Raw genomic sequence first — 21,013 nt, 5'->3', positions numbered from 1 at the left:
GGCCAAACGTGGTGAGACCGACTTCGAGTGCAGCGAGCGCGGGCAGGGGAAATCGGCCGGTTCCGCTACCGGCTCAAGCCGCTGGGCAAGTCCGGATCCCATCCGCGAGGCGGACTGCCTCGATCTTGGAGGACGGTCTGCGCTGCGGGCGATCGAACCCGCACCGTCCGGACCGCTCGCGCGTCAGCTGGTGGCCTGTTCCAGCTGGACCAGGCTCGCGGCGAGAGTGAAGTGCTTGTTGGTGCCGAGTTGCCGAACGATCTTGATGTTGAACGCCGCGGCCAGCTTCTCCACGTCGCCCGCGCTGACGCCTGCCAGGCCGTCGACCGGGGCGTCGAGGATCGCCGACAGGTCAAGGTTCTCGTAAGCCTTGTCCAGCTGCTTGTCCAGGTTCACAGGAACAGCCGCAGACGGCCTCCATCTCGTCGAGGGGGCGATCAGGACGATCGGACACTGAGGCACGCTCTGTCGACAGCCTGGTTCGCGTCACCACATCGGCGGTGGTTTTGCACCCGATCAGGGCATCGAGGTGATGCTGCCAACCCCACCCGCCATCACACCTTCCCCGAAGGCCACAAATACCGTTGGGAAGCCGGCGGAACACGGTCGAACCAACCCACCCGACCAGCCGAACACAGGTTCGACCACTCCCAGCCAATGCGAATGACCCTCCCAAGCCACGTCACCAGCCGCAAACGCACCGCAAACCCAGCGCACCGCGCCCTCCCCGCCACCGCGCCCAAGTGCTCGAAGCCGCGCGCCGCTACGACGTTCGCGTTAGCCTCAGAAGCGGGGAGTTCGGGAGCCACTGCCGATGCCAGTCCTCGACCCGCCGGTACCGCTGGCGCTCGCACAGCCGGAGCGCACCGTCCCGGACGCGCCCGGCTGGTGGTTCGAACCCAAGCACGACGGGTGGCGCGGCTGCCTGCACCTCGCCCGAGGCGTGCTGCACTCCCGATCGGGCGCCAACCTGTCCCGACGCTTCCCGGAGATCGTGCACGCCGCGCGCCGACATCTGGGCGATGTCGTCCTCGACGGCGAACTGGTCGCACTGCGCGGCGGGCGCCTGGACTTCGCCGCACTGCAGTCAGCACCCAGCCGACGCGCCACCGAAGGCATCACCATCCACTTCATGGCCTTCGACCTGCTCGCCAACGACGACCACGACCTCCGCAACCAGCCCTACCGCACACGCCGCGAACTCCTCGAACAAACCCTCACGCCCGTCCGGCCACCCATCGCACTCACTCCCGCCACCACCGACCGACAAGCCGCCCTGGCCTGGCTCAACCCCGATTTCGCCGCCGTCGGGATCGAGGGCGTCGTCGCCAAACACGCAGACGGCCGCTACCTCGGCAACCACCGCGACTGGATCAAGGTCCGTCACCAGGAACGCGTCGACGCCGTCGTCATCGGGGTCACCGGAACCGTCGGCCACCCCGACGCACTCGTCCTGGCCCAATCCGACGGACACGGCCAACTCCGCGCCGTCGGCCTGTCACTACCGCTCACCCGCACCATCCGCGCCAACCTCAGCGGCCGCCTGACCCCGATCCCGGGCGCGGAGCGAACCACCCTCCCAGGCCCCGTCGGCGGCCTGCCAGGCCAACCGGCCGCCACCTACCTGCCGGTACACCCACGACTCGTCGTCGAAGTCGAAGCGGACCCCAACGTGGAGTTCGGCCGATTCCGCCACCGACCGCGGTGCTCCGGATCCGCGCCTTATCCGAACGCATAACCCAGAAGCTCGTCATCCACGTGCCAGTTCGCTCGGGAGTGCATGAGCGACCCCAGCGGCAGCGCTGGTGCGGTCCTCGCCGGAACGCGCCCCGGCGCTGCCCTACACGGCCTGCGCCGAGAGACGTTCCAGAATCCCGCTGATCATCGCATGTCTGGCGGTGTGGACGACACGCCAGTCCAAGGGGCCGCCAACCGGCCCTCACTAGCGGAACCCGTGCACATGGAGGTCGGGACGGCGCGGTGGTCAGTTTGTAGATGCTGACGGGTGTCGTCCGGCACCCAGTCCGACCGACGCGATTTCCGTCCACTCATACGCCTTGCGGTCCCGGTTGAGGTCGATCAGCGACACGGACGAGACGACCGCCTCGACCGTGTGTCCATCGTGGACGCGGAGTGCGGCGGCGACGGGCTCGGCTGGCCCGGCTGTGTTGCTGTAGCCGAGGCTGACGTGGGCGCGGAACCCGACTTCGGGTTCTGGCACGTTGTCCTGTCCCCACACGTCACTGATGGCGGCTCGGATCGCCAAACGCAGTTCCGCCAGGGGTTCCAGCGGCCTGGCGGGTGCTTGGATCGTCTCGGGATCGACGTGGGCCGGGCCGAGCGTGACGGTGAACGGCTCCAGTTCGGCACAACGCTTACGGGTGGCCGCGACGATCTGGTCCACATCGCCGGGGTCGATCTCGTCGGTGAAGCCAAGCCCTTGCAGCGTCAGGTGGAGCCATCGTGCCGGGACGGGGTCGAGTTGCGGAAGCCGAGCGAGCACAGGGGCGTAGTCGGCGACGAAGCCCTGCATCCCGGGCTGGTCGGCGAAGGTGATGTGCCAGGTGTAGAACGACCTGCCGACCCTCCAGCCTGGCCTCCACCACCAGTGGTCCCGCATCGGCTCAAGGTCGCTCACGCGGTCAGCTCCCTCACCACGGTGTCGTTGCGGAAGTCCGTGACGGCGGCGCGGATCCGCCTGATCGCCGGGTCTGAGGTTCCACCCGCCTGCGCGGCCAGCGTCCCGACCTCGGTCACGCGGTGCACCAGGGGGCGGACGCGCTGGGTGGACGGTGTGTCCAGCACCGGCACGAGCGCGTCCTCCGCCGAGCGCAGGTCACCGAGCGCCAGATGCGCTTTGACCTGCTGGAGTCGGGTCATCCGCTCGGAGCCGAAGTTGCGCTGCTCCTCAGGAGCGGCTTCGAACTGCGCGACAGCCCGGTCAGCGAGCGAGAGGGCGTTGTCGGCTCGGCCCAACGCCAGCTCGGTGTCCGACCACAGCGACCCGGCCCGATCGACGGTGCAGGTCAGTGGGCCGGCCAGCTCGTCCTGCGCGCGAACTGCCGTGTCCGCGACGCGCTGTGCCTGGTGCAGCGCGGTTTCCGCCGCCTGGGTGTCCCCCGCGCGGGCCAAGTCCAACGCGCGAGCGCTGTGCAGGAACAGCTCCGCCGTGCCGGTGCCGACGTAGTTCAGCCCGTCGGTGGCGTAACCGGCGGCGGTGTCGTAGTCGGCCTGCCAGAACGCTGCCGTGTGTTGGGTGGCGCGCACCCACGCGCGCAACGGGTTGTGATCGGCCCGCTCGGCGCACATCCACGCGGCACGGGCGTGATCCCGGGCGGCATCGGCGCGCCCCAGGTCCACCGAGATCCACGCCAAGATGGTCAGCGACCACCCGGCCGCGGCATACAGCTCACGGGTATGGCGAGGGTCCTGGTGTCCGCCCAGGATCGTGAACGCCCGGTTTCGCAGCCCTTTGGCACGGGCGAACAGCGGGAGTGTCGGAACCTTGAGGTAGGAGTGGGCGATGCGCCGAATCTCGTCGTGCATCTGCTCGATAGTGAGGTCACCGACATTGGTGGACTCTGCCCAGGCCAGGAACTCCGAGGACTCTCCGGCCGCGCTCATCAGCAGCTCCTCCACGGTGTTGGGCATCGGCGGACGCGCCGTCGACGACGATCGGTTTCGCCCTCGCAACTGCTCCTGTCGAGCCGCATCCCGCAGTCGAACCAGGGTTCCGCCCGAACCGAGCGCTTGGTCGATCGCCGCCACCAGCTCGTGCGAAGGCAGATTGTGCCCTTCGCGCTCGGCCAACGACACGTACTGGCGGGTGTACCCGACGAGCGCGCCGAGTTCTGCCTGACTCAGCCCTGCGCCATCCCGAGCCGCCTTGAGCGCATGGCGCAAGCGAGCGTGCGCCGACCGCGGCTCGGCGTCGTCCCCCGGCTCCTCGATCACCGTGGCTCCGTTCGCTCAGTACCCGCAACAGATGGCCGTACGACATGTAGTCGACTTGCCGCCCTCAGTAATCGTACCGCTGGATACTAGACAGACAGGAGCACACGGCGGGCGTCGAGCCATTCGTCAAAAGGATGCTGCAAAACCGTCGAGGTCGTGGAGCTGGCGGGCTCGACCGTTGAGCGACCGAGCAAGCCACCCGTGAGGAGCGCTCAATCGGATGATGCGGTGGAGGTACCGCAACGCTTGGTTGAACGCGATGGCACACCAGTCGATCCCGGCTTCGAGCCCGGCAACCACCGATACTCGCAACGTGCTGACTCCAGGGCTTGCGAACCGAGTCGTGTGACCCGCTGGCACGTTGCGTAACCAGTTGGGGCCTGCACGCGATTATTCAGATGACCGGGAATGATTGCGGGGGTCGCGTGCGCCAAGAGATCAGGTTCGCCGTCATCCTCAACGGCGGAGTCAGCAGCGCGGTGTGGATGGGTGGAGCCGTATTGGAGGTCGACCGCCTGAGCAAGGGGCACGGCCACTACTGGCACCTGCTCGACCTCGTCAACTGCTCGGCCCGCGCCGACGTCGTCTGCGGGACGTCAGCGGGTGGTATCAACGGGGCCGCGCTGGCCCTCGCGCAGCTCAACGACCGTGCTGATCTGTCACGGCTGAGGGACGTGTGGGTCGACGAGGGCCACATGGAGGAGATGCTGCGCACCCCGTTCGAAGGCGAGCCGGTGTCCCTGCTCAAGGGCGACGATTACGTGCTGCCTCGTCTGAGGGAGGCGCTGAACCGGCTCACCGTCGACGCCACGCGTGCAGAGACCGGCGATCGCCCGATGGACCTGCGCATCACCACGACGTTGTTGCCCGGCATTCCCTACCTCGCCCAAGACGACCTCGGTCAAGCCGTCGTGCGGTCGAGGTACCCGGCGAGCTTCTCGTTCCGCCGCGACCCCCGTCCCGACGGTCGGGACGACTTCGCCGGACTCGCCGAGTCTCAGTTGATCGACCAGTTGGCGCTGGCCGCGAGGGCGTCGGCCTCCTTCCCGTTTGCCTTCGAGCCGGCCTTCATCCCCGTCGACCCCGGCGCCTGGACCGAGGCGATCGACATGTCGTCAGTGGCGTCGTGGTCGGACGGGGCGAGCCCCAGGTCGCGGCACGCGGTCGACGGCGGGCTGCTGGCCAACGCGCCGGTGCGAGAGGTGCTCGGCGCGATCGACCGGATGCCGGCCGAAGGACCAGTGCGCCGGACGGTGCTGCTCGTATCGCCCCAGACCGCGCCCGATGACGTGTTTCAAGCGTCCAAAGCCGGTGCGCCGCCCAGTGCGTTCGGCGCGGCAGCCCGGCTGCTCAGCGCGATGGCCGACCAGAACACCCAGCGGTTCGCCACGGGTATCTATGAGCACAACCGCCGGGCCGCCGCGGTGCGGGCCGGACGGGTGAACGTACTTCGGCGGGTGATCGTGGAGGCCTCGGGGAATCCGGACGACGCGGTCGACCGGATGTACGGCTTGGCCGCCACGCTGTACGGAGTCTACGAGGATCTCCGCATCCGGCACACCGCCCAGGACGTGGCGGCGTTGCGGATGGAGATGGGGGTGGGCGGCCTGCCGGGTTTCACCTACGAACGGATGCGCGCCGACATCGAGGTCGCTCAACGACAATGGCTGTACAGGAACAGGCTGCTGCCGTACGTCGACCGCGAACCACCGCCGAGTCCGCTGCCGGAGTCGGGCTGGCCGTGGGGCATGTCGACCGCGCTGGAGTTGGTCTCCTCCGCGATGGACCTGCTCAAGCGCCTGGCGTGGGTTGTGCCGGACGACGACGCCCCGCTGGTGGCGAGGGCCCGCGCGCAACTACACGACGTCAAGGCACAGCTGAGGGAGCTGCGCCGCGAACTGAACCAGATCATGCCCGGGCCGACAGAGGTGCTCGACGCGACCAGTTGGTCTTTCTGGCTGGAGGCCTACGCCGCGCAGATGCTCGAACCGGGCGAGAAGAAGAAGTCCGTGGGCGCACGGGTGCGCGAGCAGGTCCAGCGGATCGGTGACGCCGTCGAGGTGGTGCACAACGTTGTGACAAGTCTGGACGAGCAGCGGGTGCGACTGGGCGGATTGGTCGAATGGCGCACGCTCCTGGTCGCCGAGCCCACCACGGCGGAGTCCGCCGCAGGAGTGGACGGCGGCCCGGCGCTGTGGCTGTCGCGGCTGATCGCGTGGGATGTCGCGGCGACGTGCCTGTCCGAGAGAGCGGGAGGGCGGCTTGACGAACCTGCCGAACTCGTCGACGTCACGCTCCAGACCACACCTCCCTTCGCCGAGACGAGCCGGACGCCGGCGGACAAGGTCGGCAGCACGTCGTTGAGCCGGCTGTCCGGTTTCCTCAAGAGGTCCTGGCGTGTCAACGACTGGATCTGGGGCCGTTTGGACACCGCGACGATCCTGTGCCGCGTGCTGTTCGACCCGCGGCGGCTGCACCTGCTTGACCGGCTGAACCCAGGCTCGGAGTCGACCGATCCACGCGAGCGCGCGGACCGGTTCGTCGACCAGTTGGTTGAGACGATGTTCGGCGGCAGTCTGCCCGAGATCGCCGGCACGATCGCCAGGGCGCGGCAGGAACTCACCGGGATCTACACCGCGGACGACCCGTCCGACCTGCCCCCGACCGCACGCGAGTTGGCCGATCTCGCCGCCTGGGGCCTGCACGTGCACATCATCACCGAGGAACTGCCGGCTCTGCGCATGGCGATCCTCGCCGACCGGAAAGAGAGCGGCAGCAGGCACACCCGCGGCGAACTGTTCTTGGAGGCGCACCAATCGCTGCTGGACAGCATCGATGGCGCGGGCATCGACGCGTCGCCCACCACCCGCGCCGCGATCGGCATCCGCGCCCTGCGCGCCTTCGACAAGGCCGGCATCAGCCGTGAACCCCTCGACGAGGAGGTGCGCAGCGACCACATGATCCGCATGGCGGTCACCGCCGGCTCCGTGGCCCTGACCGTCGCCGACAGCGAGAACTCCGGTCTCGCGCCCGCGAAACCGCTCACCCGGGCGGTGCGCGGCGCCGCCCTGCTGCCCTACTGGACCATCAACCGGCTCACCAGCGGACGCAAGTGGGCACACCTGCTCGGTCTGGTCGACGTCATCGTCAGCGGCGGTCTGCTGGTACTCGCCGTGTTCAACCTGCTGCCCGCGGCGGCCACCGGGCCGGCCGCGGCACTCGGCGGGGCATGGCTGCTCGCCGCCGTCGGCTACTCCGCACTCCGTACCGGCACCCTGCTCCACGCGCTCGTGCTGCTGTCCCCCGTGCTGCCACTGATCGGCGTCGCCCTCGGCCGCGCGCAGACCTCGGTCGCCGCCACGCCGACCGCCAAGGAAGCGGTCACCACCGGCGCGGTCGCACTCGGCGGCGTCGCCCTGATCGTCCTCGCGCTGATCATCCTGGGAAGCCTGCCTACGCCGATCCGGCCTCCGCTCAGCGCGGCACTCGCGTGGCTGCGGGACTTCCGCTTCGTTTCCTCTCTGCTCCCTAGGGTGTTGCTCGTCGCCGCACTGTGCGCCGCTTTCTGGGTGGTCGTCAGGTATCGGCTGTACCGGATGGACTGGCTCACCCCGCCAGCCTGGGCGACCGTTGTCGCCACGGTCGCGGTGATGGTCTTCGGCGGCTGGGCCACCTTCCGGGCCACCCGCGGCCTCCAGCGCTGGACGCTGCGCTCAGGTGCCTGGGTGCAGTCGCCGGCCGAAGCGCCCGCCATCGCCACGGCCGGATGGGCGTTCGTCTACGGTTGCGCCTACCTGCTCGTCGTGGACGCGCTGCTGTTGTCGGGACTCCGGTTTCCCGGTTGGCAAGCCGTCCTCGGCACCGCGCTCGTGTTCGGCCTGTCGCTGACGCTGGTCGTCGGCTGGCTCCTGCCGCTGCGGGCGCGGCGGGACATCATCCGCCAGTTGATCCGACAGGCGCCCGACCTGGGTTACTCGCCCAGCATCCAGGAAGCGCTCCAGGCACGGCTGGCCGACCGCGCCCAGCTCTACCGGTTCCTCGTCGAACGCGACGCCGAAGGCCAGCTCAGGCCGACGAAGGCGACGGCCCGACTCGCCCACCGCATCGCGCGGTCCTGGCACGGGTAGCAGCAGAGGAATGACGAACGACACGAGCGCGCGCCGTCGTCAGCCATGGCGGCCCGGCGCTCGACTGGCCACACCCGCGGTGGATGCCGTATGTGTAGTCCGTGATCTCCGCGGTCGTGTTCGATGTGGGCGAGACGCTGTTGGACGACTCGCGCGAGTGGGGTGCCTGGGCGGACTGGATTGGGGTCTCCCGACACACGTTCTCGACCGTGCTGGGTGCCGTGACCGCGGCCGGTCGGGACAACGCGGAGACCTTCGCGTACTTCAAGCCGGGCTTCGACGTCGGCTGGGAGCGGATCCTTCGCGAACAAGCCGGTAAGGGCGAGCGGTTCGACGAAGAGGATCTGTACCCGGACGCCCGTCCGGCTCTGGCGAGGCTGAAGGAACTTGATCTGTGGGTCGGCATCGCGGGGAATCAGACGGTCCGCGCCGCTGAGCTGCTGCGTGAGCTGGCGCTGCCGATCGACGGGATCGCCACCTCTGGTGAGTGGGGTGTCGCGAAGCCTTCGCCGGAGTTCTTCCGCCGGGTGGTCGCGATGACGCCGGGCGGGACGGCCGAGAGCGTGCTCTATGTCGGTGATCATCGTGACAACGACATCGTCCCGGCGAGGACGGCTGGTTTGTGCACGGCGATGGTCCGCCGCGGTCCGTGGGGTTTTCTGTGGGCGGACGATCCTGTTGTGCGGGCGAACGCGGACTGGGTGATCGACTCGCTCATGGAGCTTCCCGGGGTCATCGCTTCGACCGCGGGGTGAGGTCGGGCGCCCCGAACGGTTACCTCCGTGCGTCGACTTTCGCCCACACGGCGAGGTCGAGGAGTTGTTCGTCAACGTGGCGCCAGGTGCTCAGGACGTTGCCGAGGATCTGCTTCACCTGCGGATGTCCGTGGGTGTGCTGCGGGGCGGTGCTCTTGGCGGACTGGATGCAGGTGAACGCCTCGTTCGGGCGCCCGCGAACGCCGTTGCCGTGGTAGATGCCTTCGCACACTCCTCGCGCGACCCGCTGGGCCTCGATGAGGTGTTCGCGGGCTTACGGCCGCCGCCGATGCGCCGCTGTGTAGGCCATACGTAAGCGCTGGTGGCGCAGCGCGACCCGGAAGGTCAGCAGGTGGGTCGTCGACGCGAACGAAGACGGGGGCAAATCCCGGCCTGGGTCGGTTTGCCTCCTCCCACGGAGGCTGCTGGTGCTGGTCGCATTGAGCCGGAACGGTCACGGCGGCGGCGAGGTGAGGAGGCGCTGATGCCTGGTGGGGGTCGAGGCGGCGGTGGTGGGCTTCGGGTGTTGAGCGCTGTCGAGCGAGACGGCGTGGAGCCCGCGTTGTTGGACGTGGTGGAGTACCGCAAGTCCGGGTTGAGCCTGAACTCGGTGATCGGGTGTCCGTTGGATTGCGGGTACTGCGTGCGGCACGTGTTCGGCAACTTCGGGATGAAGGTCCCGCGTGCGGTGGTGGGGCCGCGGGAGGCGGTGGCCGCGTTGACCGGGCACCGGTTCTTCCGTCCGCACGTGACGCCGGTGCAGTTGATGAACCGGGCGACCGACCCGATGCTGCCGGTGGTCAAGCCGCACGTGTTCGAGGTGTTGCAGCGGTTGGACGAGCAGGAGTTGACCAACCACGTACTGCTGATCACCCGGTGGCGGGTCGGGGAGGAGGACTGCGCCCGGCTGAACGCCCTGCGGCACCTGAAGGTGACGTTGTTGGTCACCCATTCGGGGATCGAGGACGAGCGGATCGAACCGGTCGACTCCGACATCGCCGCACGGTCGCTGGAGGTGGCCTACCGGTGCGCGGAGCGGTACCGGGTGATCCTGTACTGGCGGCCCATCGTGCCCGGCCTCAACGACAGCGACCGGCACCTGGCGCGGGCGTTGGAGTTGTCGGGTTCGGCACATGCGACGGTGTTCACCGGGTTGTTCTTCCGCGACCAGATCCGCGACTACTACCGCGACCACGGCCTGCCGGAGCCCTACGAGCAGTCGGCGCGGCGCAAGATCTTCCCCGAGCAGTTGGAGCAGCGCATCCTGACGGCGGCGGCCGGAAACGAGGGGTCGCCGTTGTTCCGCAAGACGTCCTGCGCGGTGACCTACGCGCACGGGGTGGCGGACTACAACGGCCACTACGGGATCCGGGAGCTGTGCGACATCTGTCCCGCGGCGCAGGTGGCTCGCTGCGCGGACGGGTGGGTTGTGCCGGACGCGCGGCGGGTCGAGACCATGGCGCGGGAGTTGGGCGGCAGGCTGGTCGCGGTGACGGAGCGCGCGGTCGTGGTCGAGGGGTTGGACGAGCAGCGGCGCTATCTCATGCAGCACACTCTCGGGTTCCAGATCCACGACGTGGCCAAGCCGCACCACCCACACCGTCACGGCCGCGCCGATCTCGGCTGGCCCGCCCCCGTGGAGGTCTCATGAACACCGCACTCCCGGCCGCCTTGCTCGACCGCGCGGTGGCGGTGGTCGACCTGGAGGGCAACGGCGGCCAGCCGCCCGAGATCGTCGAGATCGCCATCCTGCCGGTCGACGGCGCACCGCCCGCCGAGGACGAGTTGCGTGAATGGCTCGTCAGACCCAGGACCAGGATCAACGGTATCGCCCGGCGCATCCACGGCATCGGCAACAGCGACGTCGAGTCCTGTCCCCTGTGGCGTGACACTGCGCCGGCGGTGCAGCAGTTGCTGGAGGGCAGGACGATGGTGGCGCACTCGGCCGCCGGTGACTACCGCGTGCTGGGCGAACACCTGCCGTCCTGGCGGCCACCGATGGTGCTGGACACCCTGCGACTGGCCCGGCACGTCTGGCCGGGCCTACCGGGCTACGGCCTGTCCGACCTGGTCGCGCACGCCAGCCTCCCGGTCGGTGACACGACCCAGCAGCGCCGCCCGCACCGAGCAGGGTTCGACACCTGGTGCACCTGGCTGCTGCTGCTCGCCCTCGTCGAGGACGCCGGCCCAACATGGGAGGAATTGGTCGCTGCGGCAGCCCTTCCCCAGTTCGCTCCGCTCGTCGAGCCGGAAGGCGGGTTGTGGTGAACCTCCCATCGAACAAGCCGGTGATCGTCGGGGTGATGGGTACCCATTCCACCGGCAAGAGCACGTTCATCGCCCGCCTCACCCACGAACTGCGCAGGCGTTCGGTCCAGGTGTCCACAGTGGTCGACCTGGGCGAGCACGCCCAGCAGCTGGGGTTGCCCATCCTGCACAACCACACGTGGGTCTCCACGATGTGGTTCATCACCCACGGCATCAGCCAGGAAATGGCGCAGTGGCCGCACGCCGACGTGATCCTGGTCGACCGCGCGGTACCCGACGCCCTGGGCTACTACCGCGCCGCATTGGCCCACCGCAGCGAGGAACCCGACCCCGACCTCACCGCGCACATGGAGACCATCGTCCGCAACCACAGCCAGGTCTACGACCTGCTGTACCGCACGACACTCGACGAGTCGATCCCGCTGGGAACCGACAAACCCCGCGACAACGACACGACCTTCCGCGAACTGGCCGACCAGCACGTGGCCGACGTCCTACGTGACCTCGACATCGCCCACCGCCTCCTGCGAGCACACCAGCACGACCAGGCCGTGGCCGACAGCGTCGACTTCATCCTCGACCGCCTGTCCGAAGACGTCGAACCGACCGGAACTCCTGAGCACCAACGGTTGTAACCCGACTGCCCAAGTGGCCGCTCGGTAGGAGGTGCGTGTTGACAGCCCTCAAACCCAACTACGTGTCCTACAACGAAATCCGCGCGTCAGTGATCGCACATCTAAACCAAGTACGTGACATCGCCGAGGACGCCGACGACGACACGGTCCTCGCCATGGCGAGAACCGAGGTTCCCGCCCTGCTCGCCGGGACCGTCGCGTTGATCTCCCTGCACCGGCCCGACGACCAAGGCCGCTGCCGGGCCTGCCGCGCCGGCCGGTGGTGGCGCCGCCGGCCGGTACCGTGCCGTCCGCTGCTGGAGTTCCAACTGGCAGTCCACGCCGCCGCCAACACCGGCCACGGACGTCACCGCCGCCACTCCTCACCACATCCCGCCCCTGCCGGCAGCAAGGCCATTGGAACCGCGCGGCCCAAATCGGTTTGAAGTGAATCCGGGCGTCGCCTTCCTCTCAGCACCCGAAACAACATACAATCACGTAACGAGGTCGTTCGGCTACAGAGCGTGCTACCCGGGCATTTCGTACGGGCGATGTGAGTCGGAGCGCAATGAGCGAAGGCGAAGCTCAAACCGACGCCGCGACCACGGCCGCGGCGCAGCTTGCGCATGAGATCAGGCGGTTGCGTGGCGAGGCGAGGCTGAGCCACCAGAAGCTCGCCGTCGAAGTCGGTTACACCCGGCAGTACGTGTCGTTGGCCGAACGTGTGAACCGCAACCTCCCGTCGAAGGAACTGGTCGCCGCGCTCGATGCCCGGTTCGACATGGGCGGCGCGTTGATCGCGCTGCGGGCGAGGGCCGCCGCTGAACAGCGTGACCGGCGCCGGTCCCTCTCGAACACGAGCACACCCGTGACGCTGCCCCACTCCCACAAGGGTTTCGACGCGCAGGTCCTGAAAGGACTGTCGAATGGCGGGTTCAGCATCGACTTGCCGCCGGGTCGGTTCGTCGCCGGTTCCACGGTTGTCGGCGAAAGCTACCCGGCCTCCGACGACGGACGCGTCGTGGTGAGCGTTCCGCCGAACTTCTCCGACAGCCCGTTGCTGCGTCGCCCTGTCCGGGGCTTGGTCGTGGGTGTCACCGAGGGTCCAAGCGGGCGGCGGTTGTTCGGGCTGGACAACCGGGTCGCCCGCACCCGCGTGGCCAAGGCTGTCGACGGCGCGCCGCTGCTGATCCCGCCCGCCTACGAACTCGACGACCTCACGCTGGGCGTGTTGTGGGCGGTGGCCAACTACGACGACGCCCTGCTCGACGACGACAGCGGCCTCGCCGACCGCCAGTCCACGCTCCGCACCTACGCCCGGGACGCCCGGTCCAGCGGCGGGCGTTACCTGGGCGCCGACCTGTCCGTGGCGTCGAGGATGTGGCTCGGCTCGGACTTCTGCGCCCGCCACATCCTGCGCCATGTGGGTGTCCTGGAGGACGTTCCGGCGTTCTGGACCCGCGAACAGCGCGGCGAGGAGGCCAGCACCTGGCTGCTGTTCACCCACAAGCACCTGTACCTGTCCCGCACCGCCGCGCTGTTCCGCCACGCGGACACCCCGCCCACCCGCTCGTTCTGCGTCCCGCCCGAGAGCGTGACCGACTCCGGTCGGCCGGAGCGGATCCTGCTGCTGCTCACCGTGGCGTTGATGGAAGCCTCGGGCATCCGCGTCGAGGTGTGCGCCGAACCGGAGTACAGCGCCGTCCAAGGGTTCGCGCTCGACCAGCGGCGCCGCGCCATCGTGGCGAACTGGGTCGGCGGCGACGGCATCTGGCAGGTCGACGTCACCGACCACCGGCCCCAGCTGCGCGAGTTCGCCGACGCCCACGGCTACGCCCAGGCGCACTCGGTGATCGCGGGCCCGACGCCCGCGGCCCGGTTGCGGGCGTTCGCCGACTATCTCGACCTGGACTGGCACTGGCTGACCCGGCGCTGCGCGGAACTCGGCGACTACGGCACCGCGGGTCTCGCCGGTCCCCGTAGCAGGTTGCTGTCCACCACCGCGCTGGACCGGGCCTGCCGTTTCCTCGGCGGCCTCGGCTCATCCGATGCCCCGCAGTAGGCTGCCGATCACTGTCCGCTCGTGATCAAGGGAGCCTCGGGGTGGCAGCAGCACAACCCACCGGCCGCCGGGTCGTCGTGTTCGGTCTCGGCGGCACCATCGCCATGACCCGTGCCGAGTCCGGCGGTGTCGTCCCCGCCCTGTCCGCCGAGCAGCTCGTGGCCGCCGTCCCGGGATTGGCCGACACCGGGATCACCGTGGAGGTCGAGGACTTCCGCCGCGTCCCTGGCGCGTCGTTGACCTTTGGCGACCTGGCCACGCTGGGCGAGGCGATCACGGCGCGGCTCGCGCGTGGCGGTGTCGACGGCGTCGTGGTCACCCAGGGCACCGACACCATCGAAGAGACCGCCTACTTCCTCGACCTGCACCACGCCGCCCCGCAACCGCTGGTCGTCACCGGCGCCATGCGCAACCCCACCCTGGCCGGCGCGGACGGACCCGCGAACGTCCTGGCCGCCGTGCTCACCGCCGCCGACCCCACCGCCGCCCACCAGGGCTGCCTGGTCGTGCTCGCCGACGAGATCCACGCCGCCCGCCGCGTACGCAAAACCCACACCACCAGCGGCGCCACCTTCCAGTCCCCCAACGGCGGACCACTCGGCGTCATCACCGAAAGCCGACCCATCCTGCTCAACCGACTCACCCACCGCACCCTCATCCCCACCACCAGCACCGCGCCAGACAAACGGGTCGGCCTGCTCACGATCACCCTCGACGACGACCCGACCGTCATCGAGGCCATCACCGACCGCGTGGACGGCCTGGTCGTCGCCGCCATGGGCGTCGGCCACGTTCCCGCGAAGCTGGTCCCGCTCCTGGGCGACGCCGCCGCCCGCATCCCGGTCGTGCTGGCCTCCCGCGCCGGCGCGGGCACCACACTGCGCAGCACCTACGCCTTCCCCGGCAGCGAACGCGACCTGCTCGACCGCGGCCTGATTCCCGCAGGCTTCCTCGACCCGCTCAAAGCACGGATCCTGCTGCACCGCCTCCTCACCGCCGAGGCCGACCACACCACCATCAGCGCCGCCTTCCACACCGCCGGCGGCCACGGCGACCACCACACCTGGCCCTGGCCGACCACCTCCGCGGAGAACCCCACCGATGCGCAGTCATGACCTCACCCTGGGCCGCACCTTCGGCGTCACCTTCGACCACGGCGAAGACTTCTTCACCGCCCTGACCGAGTTCTGCCGCACCAACAACGTCCGCCAGGGCTACATCCCCTCCTTCATCGCCGGCTTCGCCGAAGTCGACATCGTCGGCACCTGCGACAAACTCGACGACCCCGCCGCCCCGGTCTGGTCCAAAGTCCACCTCACCAACGTCGAAGCCTTCGGCGGCGGCACCCTCGCCTACGACCCCGACACCGACCAGGTCCAACCCCACATCCACGTCGCCGTCGGCCTCAAAGAACACAGCGCCACCGGCTACACCAGCCACCTACTACGCGCCCAGGTCCTGTTCCTCACCGAAATGCTCGTCATCGAAGTCACCAACCCCACCATGCACCGCGAACGCCAACCCGACCTCTACGACGTCCCCCTCCTGCGCTTCGGACCCAACGGCGGACAGTGAACCCAACTGGCCGAACGGCCCGTCGGCCCCTCGCATCCAGCACTCGTCGCGGCGGGTTGTCAGTAGGCCAGGGCGGACACGCCGGGAAGGCAACGTCTCGAAGTCGATGGCGCGGCGTTCACCGATCGGTTCGGGCGCGCTCGAAGGCCGAGGCCGCCACTGCCGCCGCGACTTCAGCCTTCATCGCGGCACGTTCGGCACCCTCCATCGCCACGAAAGCCGTCTCGACGGCATTCTGGGCCCGCTCCGCCGCCACCGTGGCCTCCCGCGCCGCAGCACGCGCATCATCTGCCTGGTCGCGAGCGCTCACCTCGTCCGCCCGTTCGGCCTCTCGCAGTGCCCGCTCCGCCGCCGTCCGGGCCTGCGCACCCGCTTCGTAGACCTCGTCCAAGACCTCCTCTGCGGCAGCCACCAGACTCGTGTCCCGCAACGCCGTGCCGCACTGCTCCGCCAACACGCGCACGTGCGCCGGATCCAACGTGATCTCGCAACCGTCCCCGATCACCAAGAAGATTCTGGACTCCAAGCTCCCACACAGACGCACCGGCACGCCCTCAGGAACCTGCAACCCGATGTTCACCACCACACCATCGCCGTGAAACGCCACAACTCCACCCACTCTCGACTCGCAAGCCGCTAGAGGGGTCGGCAGGCCAGAAGCCTGCCCTGCCGACCCCGGGGAACCGCTTCGCCAGGGCGCTCCAGCCCCGGTCCGGATGAGGGGGCAACCGAACCGCGCGCGTTGCTGGAGCCGCTCGCACGACGAAGCGGCAGGCACGTTCAGCCGTCCGCGTCTTCCGATCGGCGGGAATCGTGGTCCTCGCCGAGCAAGCGGTGTTTGGCCCGCGACACGGGTTGATGGTGCAGCGCCTTGCGGAAGGCCAGGACCTCCCGGCACGGAACGGGTTTCCGCCACCAGCGCCACGCCCGGCAACGCCGGCAGTGACCGTTCTCATCAGGCTGGTGCCCCGCCAGCAACTCCTGCAAGCCCGCCACCAATCCCGGAAGCTCCCTACGCGCAACGGACGCCGCAGCACGATCGTCGCCATCCAACGCGACCTCGCACGCGACCCGCAGATGCGTGAAGATCTCCCCCATCACCGCGCGGAACACCACGTTGTTGTCCCTCGTCAGCGTCACCGCCCACCTCCTGAACGCTTGGCAACCGCCCGCACCTCACCGACCGAATCGCCGGCCTTCCTGGGCCTCGGGAACACCGGAATCCGTTCGAACGCCCGCCACTTCGCGTCGCACTCCACGCAGGTGGGCCAACAGCCGTCCGGGAACGCGGGCGGCGGATCGTGCGGAACGACCACCTCGAGACCGCACAGCGTCACACCGGCCTCGCACGGCACGAGCCGGACCGAAATCGCGTGCCGCCCGCCGGCGTACGGCAGCCAGCGGAACGCCCGGGTAGCCATTCACAACCGCCAGCCACTCGGCGAGGGACCCGGACGGATGGCCGCCGAGCCGGTTCCGGCCGTACTCAACCGATCGAACCTTGGAGACGGTGCGCCACCGTCAACGTTCTTCTGGACACTGCTAACTTGAACAACCGAGACCATGTGTGCCTCCGATGCAACGCACTGAACAGCAGCATCACCGTAAACTTGTTTAAACAAGTTAGCTAGCTGCCTAACAGGGTGAACATTGCTGCTACGTTCCGTCATCAGACAGCTCTTCGACCCGGAGGATCGATGACCACCGCTGCCGTCCCGAAGCGCGTCGCCGACGTGATCATCGGCCGCAAGCTGGCGGCTCTTCGGATGGCGAGCGGCATGAGCCAAGCCGCCGCCGGCAAGGTTCTGGACTGCACACAGAACAAGATCGGCAACATCGAGCGCGGGGACAGCAGCATCACGTTGCCCGACCTGCGAGCACTCTTCGAGCATTACCGCGCCGACGAGCCGACCAAGGCGCGCCTGACGGTGCTGGCCAAGGGACGCGAGAAGCGAGCGTCGCGCACCGCGTTGCGCGCCAGCTTCCAGGGCACCATGCGCGAAGTCGTCGACCTCGAGACGAGCGCGCACTACCTGTGGCAGCACAACAGCATGACGATCCCTGGCTTGCTCCAGACCGAGGCGTACATGCGATCGCTGTTCCGCGCCGCCCGGCCGTCGAAGAGCCACGACGAGATCGAGCACAGGACGATGTTGCGGCTGCGACGACAGGAGATCATCGACAACGTCGACCAGCAGTTCTGGTTCGTCATCGACCAAGCCGCCTTGGAACGCATGACGAACATGGACGGCAGCGCGACGATCCAGCGCGAGCAGAAGGCCGCCATCGTCGAGGCCATGGACCGGCCGAACGTCGAGGTGCAGGTCGTGCCGTGGCACGTCGGCTACTACATCGGACAGGCGTTCACCTACACGATCTTCGGATTCGACAGCGACCCGCACGTGGAACTGGTTCACGTCGAAGGTCTCCGGGACGGTCACGTCACGTCGAACTTGGAAGAGGTGAACGACTACCTCACCGTGTGGGACCACCAACGGGCCGCCGCGCTCGGCCCGGAGCAGTCTCGCGCGTTCCTGCTCACGTCGTGATCGGTCGATGCAGCACACGAGGAGGGAATCGACAATGATCAGCCCCTTGCCCCAGGAGCCGACACTCGGTGGGTGGCGCAAGTCCAAGCACAGCGATCCTGAACAGTCGTGCGTCGAGGTTGGAGGCAACCCGGACGCACGAGTCGTCGGCGTGCGCGACACTAAGAGCCGCACGGCTGGAACCTTGAGGTTCTCAGCGAACGCCTGGGCGAAGTTCCTCTCGAACCTCAGCGACGACCGCCTTGGCGCCTGAGCATCGGGTTGGGCGCGTTGCCCGACGGCAGTGTCGTCGGGCAACGCGCCCCAGTCACCTCGTCGTGAGCCAGCCGCGATGCAGCTCGGAAGGACGGACGTCATGGACGAGCAGACGACACGGCTCGACACCGTGTTCACCAACTGGCGGAAGTCCAGTCACAGCCAACCCACCCCGAACGGCGACTGCCTGGAGGTCGGACGGTCGGGCGCAAGCATCGGCGTCCGGGACACGAAGCGCCCGGACGGCTGTGTCCTTGTGTTCAGCAGGAACTCGTGGCGCGCGTTCCTGGACGATCAGTCAGCGCGACGCTGACGTTTGATCGCAGGCACGGGCCGCGGCCAGCGAGTTGTCACGGAGAGCTACCACGTCACCTGAACAGGCACATGTGCTGCCAGAAGACCGAAACGGCGTTTTATTCCACCTATCCTCGACTCCTCGGGGGAGGTGGCTGGAACGCATGGCCACCTGAGCGAGGGGTGAGCCAGGCACAACGGGGGCACTCGAATGACCAGGAACGTGAATGCGCTTCACAGGGACGCCCTGGCAGGCGGGACGTTCGCCAAGGAGTTGCGCGCGGCGAGGGGAGGCTCGTCGCAGACCGCGACAGCATGCCGAGTCGGATACAGCGCAAGCCATTACTCGAATGTCGAAAACGGGCACAAACCCCCTACTTTCGACTTCGCCCGCGCTTGTGACATCGCGTTCGACACGGGAAGCCGGTTCGTCGAGTTGTACGAGGCCGAATGTCTGCCGACGCACCGGAAGACCCCAGCACGGCCGGCGCAGTTGCCGCCTGTTCCACGATTGATCGGCCGAACCGGGGTGTTCGACGTCCTGGAGCGGTTTTTGGACCATGAGCCAAGCGGGACGTCAGCGGACGTGATCGCACTGGACGGCAACGCCGGTGTCGGCAAGACGACCCTGGCGGTGGCCTGGGCCCACCACGTGAAGAACCGCTTCCCAGACGGCGCGTTGTTCGTCGATCTCCACGGACACGCCGCCGAGGGTGAGCCGATCGGGCCGCACGAGGTGTTGGAGCATCTGCTCAAAGCTCTCGGCGTGCCGCCTGCCGAGATCCCGGCGACCTTGGACTGGCGATCAGCTCTGCTTCGCACTGTGCTGGACGGGACGCGCACGCTGTTGGTGTTCGACAACGCCGCCCGTTTCGAACAAGTCCGGCCGTTGATCCCGGCTTCACCCGGCTGCCTGGTGATCGTCACGAGTCGTCAGCGCCTGTCCGGCCTCGCGGTGCACTACAGCGCCCACTGCCTGACCGTCGACATGTTGGGCGACGCCGACTCGGTTGCCCTGTTGCGCGACGTGGTGGGGCCAGAGCGAGTCGACGCCGAACGCATCGCTGCCGAGCGCATCGCGCGCCTGTGCGGCGGTTTGCCGTTGGCAGTGCGGGTGGCTGCCGAGCGCGTGGCGGCGAGCAGTCACCTGACCCTCACCGGATTGGCCGAGGACTTGGCCAAGGTCGGCCAACGACTGGACGTGTTGTCGCCGCCCGCCACCGATGGCGCTGTCCGCGCGGTCCTGTCGTGGTCCTACCGGGCGCTGAGCCCGGCGGAGAGCCAGCTTTTTCGCCTACTGAGCGTGCACCCCGGTCGCGAGTTCGGCGCGGACGCGGCAGCGGCGATCACCGGCCACCAGCACGGCGAAGTTCAACGACTTCTCGACGGGTTGGTGGGTGTCCACCTTCTTCAGGAGTCGGGTGTCCGCCGCTACCGCTTCCACGACCTCGTCAGGGACTACGCCGTGGAACTCCTGGCGGCCGAGGAGGCACCCGCGGACGCTGCGACGGCGGAACGGCAGTTGCTCTACTGGTACCTCCACAGCGCCGCTGCAGCGAACCTGACGATGTCGCCCAACAGGCCGCAGGTACCGGTCGACCAGTGGACGATCTCGCCGATGCCGACGCCGCGCGCATTCGTCTCGTCGGAGGAAGCGCTGCGTTGGTTCGACACGGAGTTGCCCAATCTCGCCGCTGCGGTCCGGCACGCGTCGACGTTGGGGTTCCATGATGTGGCGTTCGGTCTGCCGACGGTGCTGGGCGACTATCTGTACTGGAGGCATTGCTGGGGATTGTGGCTCGAGCCGCTGACGGCGTGTCTGGAGGAAGCGCGGCGGTGTGGTGACCGCACCGCCCAAGCGTGGATCCTGATCAACCTCGGCAACGCCTTCCTCGAACAACTGCGGCTGAGCGAGGCGGAACACAGCTTCAGCGAGGCCGCCGAACTCCACGATGGTGGGATCGGGAAGATCTGGGGGTTGGTCGGGGTCGGCCGTGTACAACAGGCCAAGGGTCACCATGCCGCAGCGGCGTCGTACTACTGCCGAGCCCTTCAGCTGTGCACCGACCCGGGCAGCCAGTGGTCCTGGGCGGTCGTCACGTCCTACATCGCCGACACCGAACGGGCCGCGGGCCGCCACCAAACGGCTTTGGACATGTTGACCGAAGCGATCGGCATACTGCGCACCCACGGTGATCCCCAGGCACAGGCGTGCGCGCTTGAGAGGGTGTCGGAGGTGTACTACGACCGTGGCGACCACGCCGCCTCCCTCGCCCACCTCGAGAAGGCACTGGAAGCCAGCGCTTCGGCCGCCGACCGCTGGGGCCGCGCGGAGTACCGCCGCAAGCTCGGCCACCGCTACCTTGAGGCAGGCGACCGAGCACGAGCCCGCCAAGCCTGGACCGAAGCGCAGCGCGAATTCGAGGCACTCGGCGACCCACGCGCAGCGCGGATTCGCGGCGACCTCGACTCCCTCGACCAGTTGGCCGTTCCGACGCCCCGCCAGGCGGGCTGATCTACCACCACCGGAGGTGACCTGGTGCCCGACGGGATCGTGACC

The 21,013-nt window shown here is 68.4% G+C and carries 20 protein-coding genes; 14 read left to right on the top strand and 6 right to left on the bottom strand.

All coding sequences use genetic code 11. The annotated features are described in order from the left end of the window. Positions 1–183 precede the first annotated feature (183 nt). Entirely contained in the window at positions 184–396 is a 213-nt protein-coding gene (locus RIN75_RS26535; protein WP_309114746.1) for a hypothetical protein, read from the bottom strand. A 418-nt stretch (positions 397–814) separates the two neighbouring features. On the opposite strand from RIN75_RS26535, the gene RIN75_RS26530 reads away from it, so the two are divergent. Then, positions 815–1,738, top strand: a complete 924-nt coding sequence (locus tag RIN75_RS26530; protein ID WP_309114745.1) for an RNA ligase family protein — start codon at positions 815–817, stop codon at positions 1,736–1,738. Between the two features lie 246 nt (positions 1,739–1,984). On the opposite strand, the gene RIN75_RS26525 is transcribed toward RIN75_RS26530, so the two are convergent. Together RIN75_RS26525 and RIN75_RS26520 are read right to left on the bottom strand one after the other, a co-directional pair. Next, positions 1,985–2,533, bottom strand: a complete 549-nt coding sequence (locus tag RIN75_RS26525) for a 2'-5' RNA ligase family protein (RefSeq protein WP_309114744.1) — start codon at positions 2,531–2,533, stop codon at positions 1,985–1,987. Between the two features lie 101 nt (positions 2,534–2,634). Then, positions 2,635–3,954 carry a helix-turn-helix transcriptional regulator gene (locus tag RIN75_RS26520; RefSeq protein WP_309114743.1) on the bottom strand — a complete coding sequence of 440 codons (1,320 nt, stop codon included), beginning with the start codon at positions 3,952–3,954 and terminating at the stop codon, positions 2,635–2,637. 425 nt (positions 3,955–4,379) lie between these two features. Here RIN75_RS26520 and RIN75_RS26515 point away from each other — a divergent pair, with 425 nt between their 5' ends. The 9 genes from RIN75_RS26515 (at position 4,380) to RIN75_RS26475 (ending at position 15,355) form a co-directional block, all read left to right on the top strand. Further along, positions 4,380–8,081, top strand: a complete 3,702-nt coding sequence (locus RIN75_RS26515) for a patatin-like protein (protein WP_309114742.1) — start codon at positions 4,380–4,382, stop codon at positions 8,079–8,081. Between the two features lie 101 nt (positions 8,082–8,182). Then, positions 8,183–8,836: an HAD family hydrolase gene (locus RIN75_RS26510; RefSeq protein WP_309114741.1), complete on the top strand. Its 654-nt coding sequence runs from the start codon at positions 8,183–8,185 to the stop codon at positions 8,834–8,836. A 523-nt stretch (positions 8,837–9,359) separates the two neighbouring features. Further along, positions 9,360–10,487, top strand: a complete 1,128-nt coding sequence (locus tag RIN75_RS26505; protein WP_375296025.1) for a radical SAM protein — start codon at positions 9,360–9,362, stop codon at positions 10,485–10,487. Then, on the top strand, positions 10,484–11,104 hold the full coding sequence (locus RIN75_RS26500) for a 3'-5' exonuclease (protein ID WP_309114739.1): 621 nt from the start codon (positions 10,484–10,486) through the stop codon (positions 11,102–11,104). The genes RIN75_RS26505 and RIN75_RS26500 overlap by 4 nt, the downstream gene beginning before the upstream one ends. A 35-nt stretch (positions 11,105–11,139) precedes the next feature. Continuing rightward, a complete protein-coding gene (locus tag RIN75_RS26495; protein ID WP_309114738.1) occupies positions 11,140–11,739 on the top strand; it encodes an AAA family ATPase in 600 nt (199 codons plus the stop codon). Between the two features lie 35 nt (positions 11,740–11,774). Then, a complete protein-coding gene (locus RIN75_RS26490) occupies positions 11,775–12,164 on the top strand; it encodes a hypothetical protein (RefSeq protein WP_309114737.1) in 390 nt (129 codons plus the stop codon). 122 nt (positions 12,165–12,286) lie between these two features. Further along, positions 12,287–13,780, top strand: coding sequence for a helix-turn-helix transcriptional regulator (locus RIN75_RS26485; protein ID WP_309114736.1), 1,494 nt, complete (start codon positions 12,287–12,289; stop codon positions 13,778–13,780). Between the two features lie 41 nt (positions 13,781–13,821). Then, a complete protein-coding gene (locus RIN75_RS26480) occupies positions 13,822–14,895 on the top strand; it encodes an asparaginase (RefSeq protein ID WP_309114735.1) in 1,074 nt (357 codons plus the stop codon). Next, a complete protein-coding gene (locus RIN75_RS26475; RefSeq protein WP_309114734.1) occupies positions 14,882–15,355 on the top strand; it encodes a PCC domain-containing protein in 474 nt (157 codons plus the stop codon). Before RIN75_RS26480 ends, RIN75_RS26475 begins: the two co-directional genes overlap by 14 nt. Before the next feature lie 118 nt (positions 15,356–15,473). Here the strand turns inward: RIN75_RS26475 and RIN75_RS26470 are convergent, their stop codons facing one another. The 3 genes from RIN75_RS26470 to RIN75_RS26460 form a co-directional block, all read right to left on the bottom strand. Then, positions 15,474–15,935, bottom strand: a complete 462-nt coding sequence (locus RIN75_RS26470) for a hypothetical protein (protein ID WP_309114733.1) — start codon at positions 15,933–15,935, stop codon at positions 15,474–15,476. Positions 15,936–16,135: 200 nt separating this feature from the next. Continuing rightward, positions 16,136–16,495 (bottom strand): hypothetical protein, encoded by a 360-nt coding sequence (locus RIN75_RS26465; RefSeq protein ID WP_309114732.1) that lies wholly within the window; start codon positions 16,493–16,495, stop codon positions 16,136–16,138. Next, positions 16,492–16,776: a zinc finger protein gene (locus tag RIN75_RS26460; protein ID WP_309114731.1), complete on the bottom strand. Its 285-nt coding sequence runs from the start codon at positions 16,774–16,776 to the stop codon at positions 16,492–16,494. The genes RIN75_RS26465 and RIN75_RS26460 overlap by 4 nt, the downstream gene beginning before the upstream one ends. 276 nt (positions 16,777–17,052) lie before the next feature. On the opposite strand from RIN75_RS26460, the gene RIN75_RS26455 reads away from it, so the two are divergent. The 4 genes from RIN75_RS26455 to RIN75_RS26440 all read left to right on the top strand — a co-directional run bounded on the left by RIN75_RS26455 (position 17,053) and on the right by RIN75_RS26440 (position 20,968). Then, entirely contained in the window at positions 17,053–17,904 is an 852-nt protein-coding gene (locus RIN75_RS26455) for a helix-turn-helix transcriptional regulator (protein WP_309114730.1), read from the top strand. A gap of 7 nt (positions 17,905–17,911) precedes the next feature. Next, on the top strand, positions 17,912–18,157 hold the full coding sequence (locus tag RIN75_RS26450) for a DUF397 domain-containing protein (RefSeq protein WP_309114729.1): 246 nt from the start codon (positions 17,912–17,914) through the stop codon (positions 18,155–18,157). Between the two features lie 102 nt (positions 18,158–18,259). Further along, positions 18,260–18,472 carry a DUF397 domain-containing protein gene (locus RIN75_RS26445; protein ID WP_309114728.1) on the top strand — a complete coding sequence of 71 codons (213 nt, stop codon included), beginning with the start codon at positions 18,260–18,262 and terminating at the stop codon, positions 18,470–18,472. 192 nt (positions 18,473–18,664) lie between these two features. Continuing rightward, positions 18,665–20,968: an NB-ARC domain-containing protein gene (locus tag RIN75_RS26440; RefSeq protein WP_309114727.1), complete on the top strand. Its 2,304-nt coding sequence runs from the start codon at positions 18,665–18,667 to the stop codon at positions 20,966–20,968. The last annotated feature ends 45 nt before the right edge of the window (positions 20,969–21,013 follow it).

This window comes from Saccharothrix sp., from assembly GCF_031180885.1.
Taxonomy (GTDB): domain Bacteria; phylum Actinomycetota; class Actinomycetes; order Mycobacteriales; family Pseudonocardiaceae; genus Actinosynnema.
The sequence above is the reverse complement of the archived record's forward strand: the minus strand, read 5'-3'. Positions and strand labels throughout refer to the sequence as shown.

Coding starts and splice junctions, on each gene's coding strand:
- RIN75_RS26485 (WP_309114736.1), top strand. CDS start 12,287: ATGAGCGAAGGCGAAGCTCAAACCGACGCCGCGACCACGGCCGCGGCG.
- RIN75_RS26500 (WP_309114739.1), top strand. CDS start 10,484: ATGAACACCGCACTCCCGGCCGCCTTGCTCGACCGCGCGGTGGCGGTG.
- RIN75_RS26440 (WP_309114727.1), top strand. CDS start 18,665: ATGACCAGGAACGTGAATGCGCTTCACAGGGACGCCCTGGCAGGCGGG.
- RIN75_RS26475 (WP_309114734.1), top strand. CDS start 14,882: ATGCGCAGTCATGACCTCACCCTGGGCCGCACCTTCGGCGTCACCTTC.
- RIN75_RS26530 (WP_309114745.1), top strand. CDS start 815: ATGCCAGTCCTCGACCCGCCGGTACCGCTGGCGCTCGCACAGCCGGAG.
- RIN75_RS26495 (WP_309114738.1), top strand. CDS start 11,140: ATGGGTACCCATTCCACCGGCAAGAGCACGTTCATCGCCCGCCTCACC.
- RIN75_RS26455 (WP_309114730.1), top strand. CDS start 17,053: ATGACCACCGCTGCCGTCCCGAAGCGCGTCGCCGACGTGATCATCGGC.
- RIN75_RS26445 (WP_309114728.1), top strand. CDS start 18,260: ATGGACGAGCAGACGACACGGCTCGACACCGTGTTCACCAACTGGCGG.
- RIN75_RS26450 (WP_309114729.1), top strand. CDS start 17,912: ATGCAGCACACGAGGAGGGAATCGACAATGATCAGCCCCTTGCCCCAG.
- RIN75_RS26525 (WP_309114744.1), bottom strand. CDS start 2,533: ATGCAGGGCTTCGTCGCCGACTACGCCCCTGTGCTCGCTCGGCTTCCG.
- RIN75_RS26460 (WP_309114731.1), bottom strand. CDS start 16,776: ATGGCTACCCGGGCGTTCCGCTGGCTGCCGTACGCCGGCGGGCGGCAC.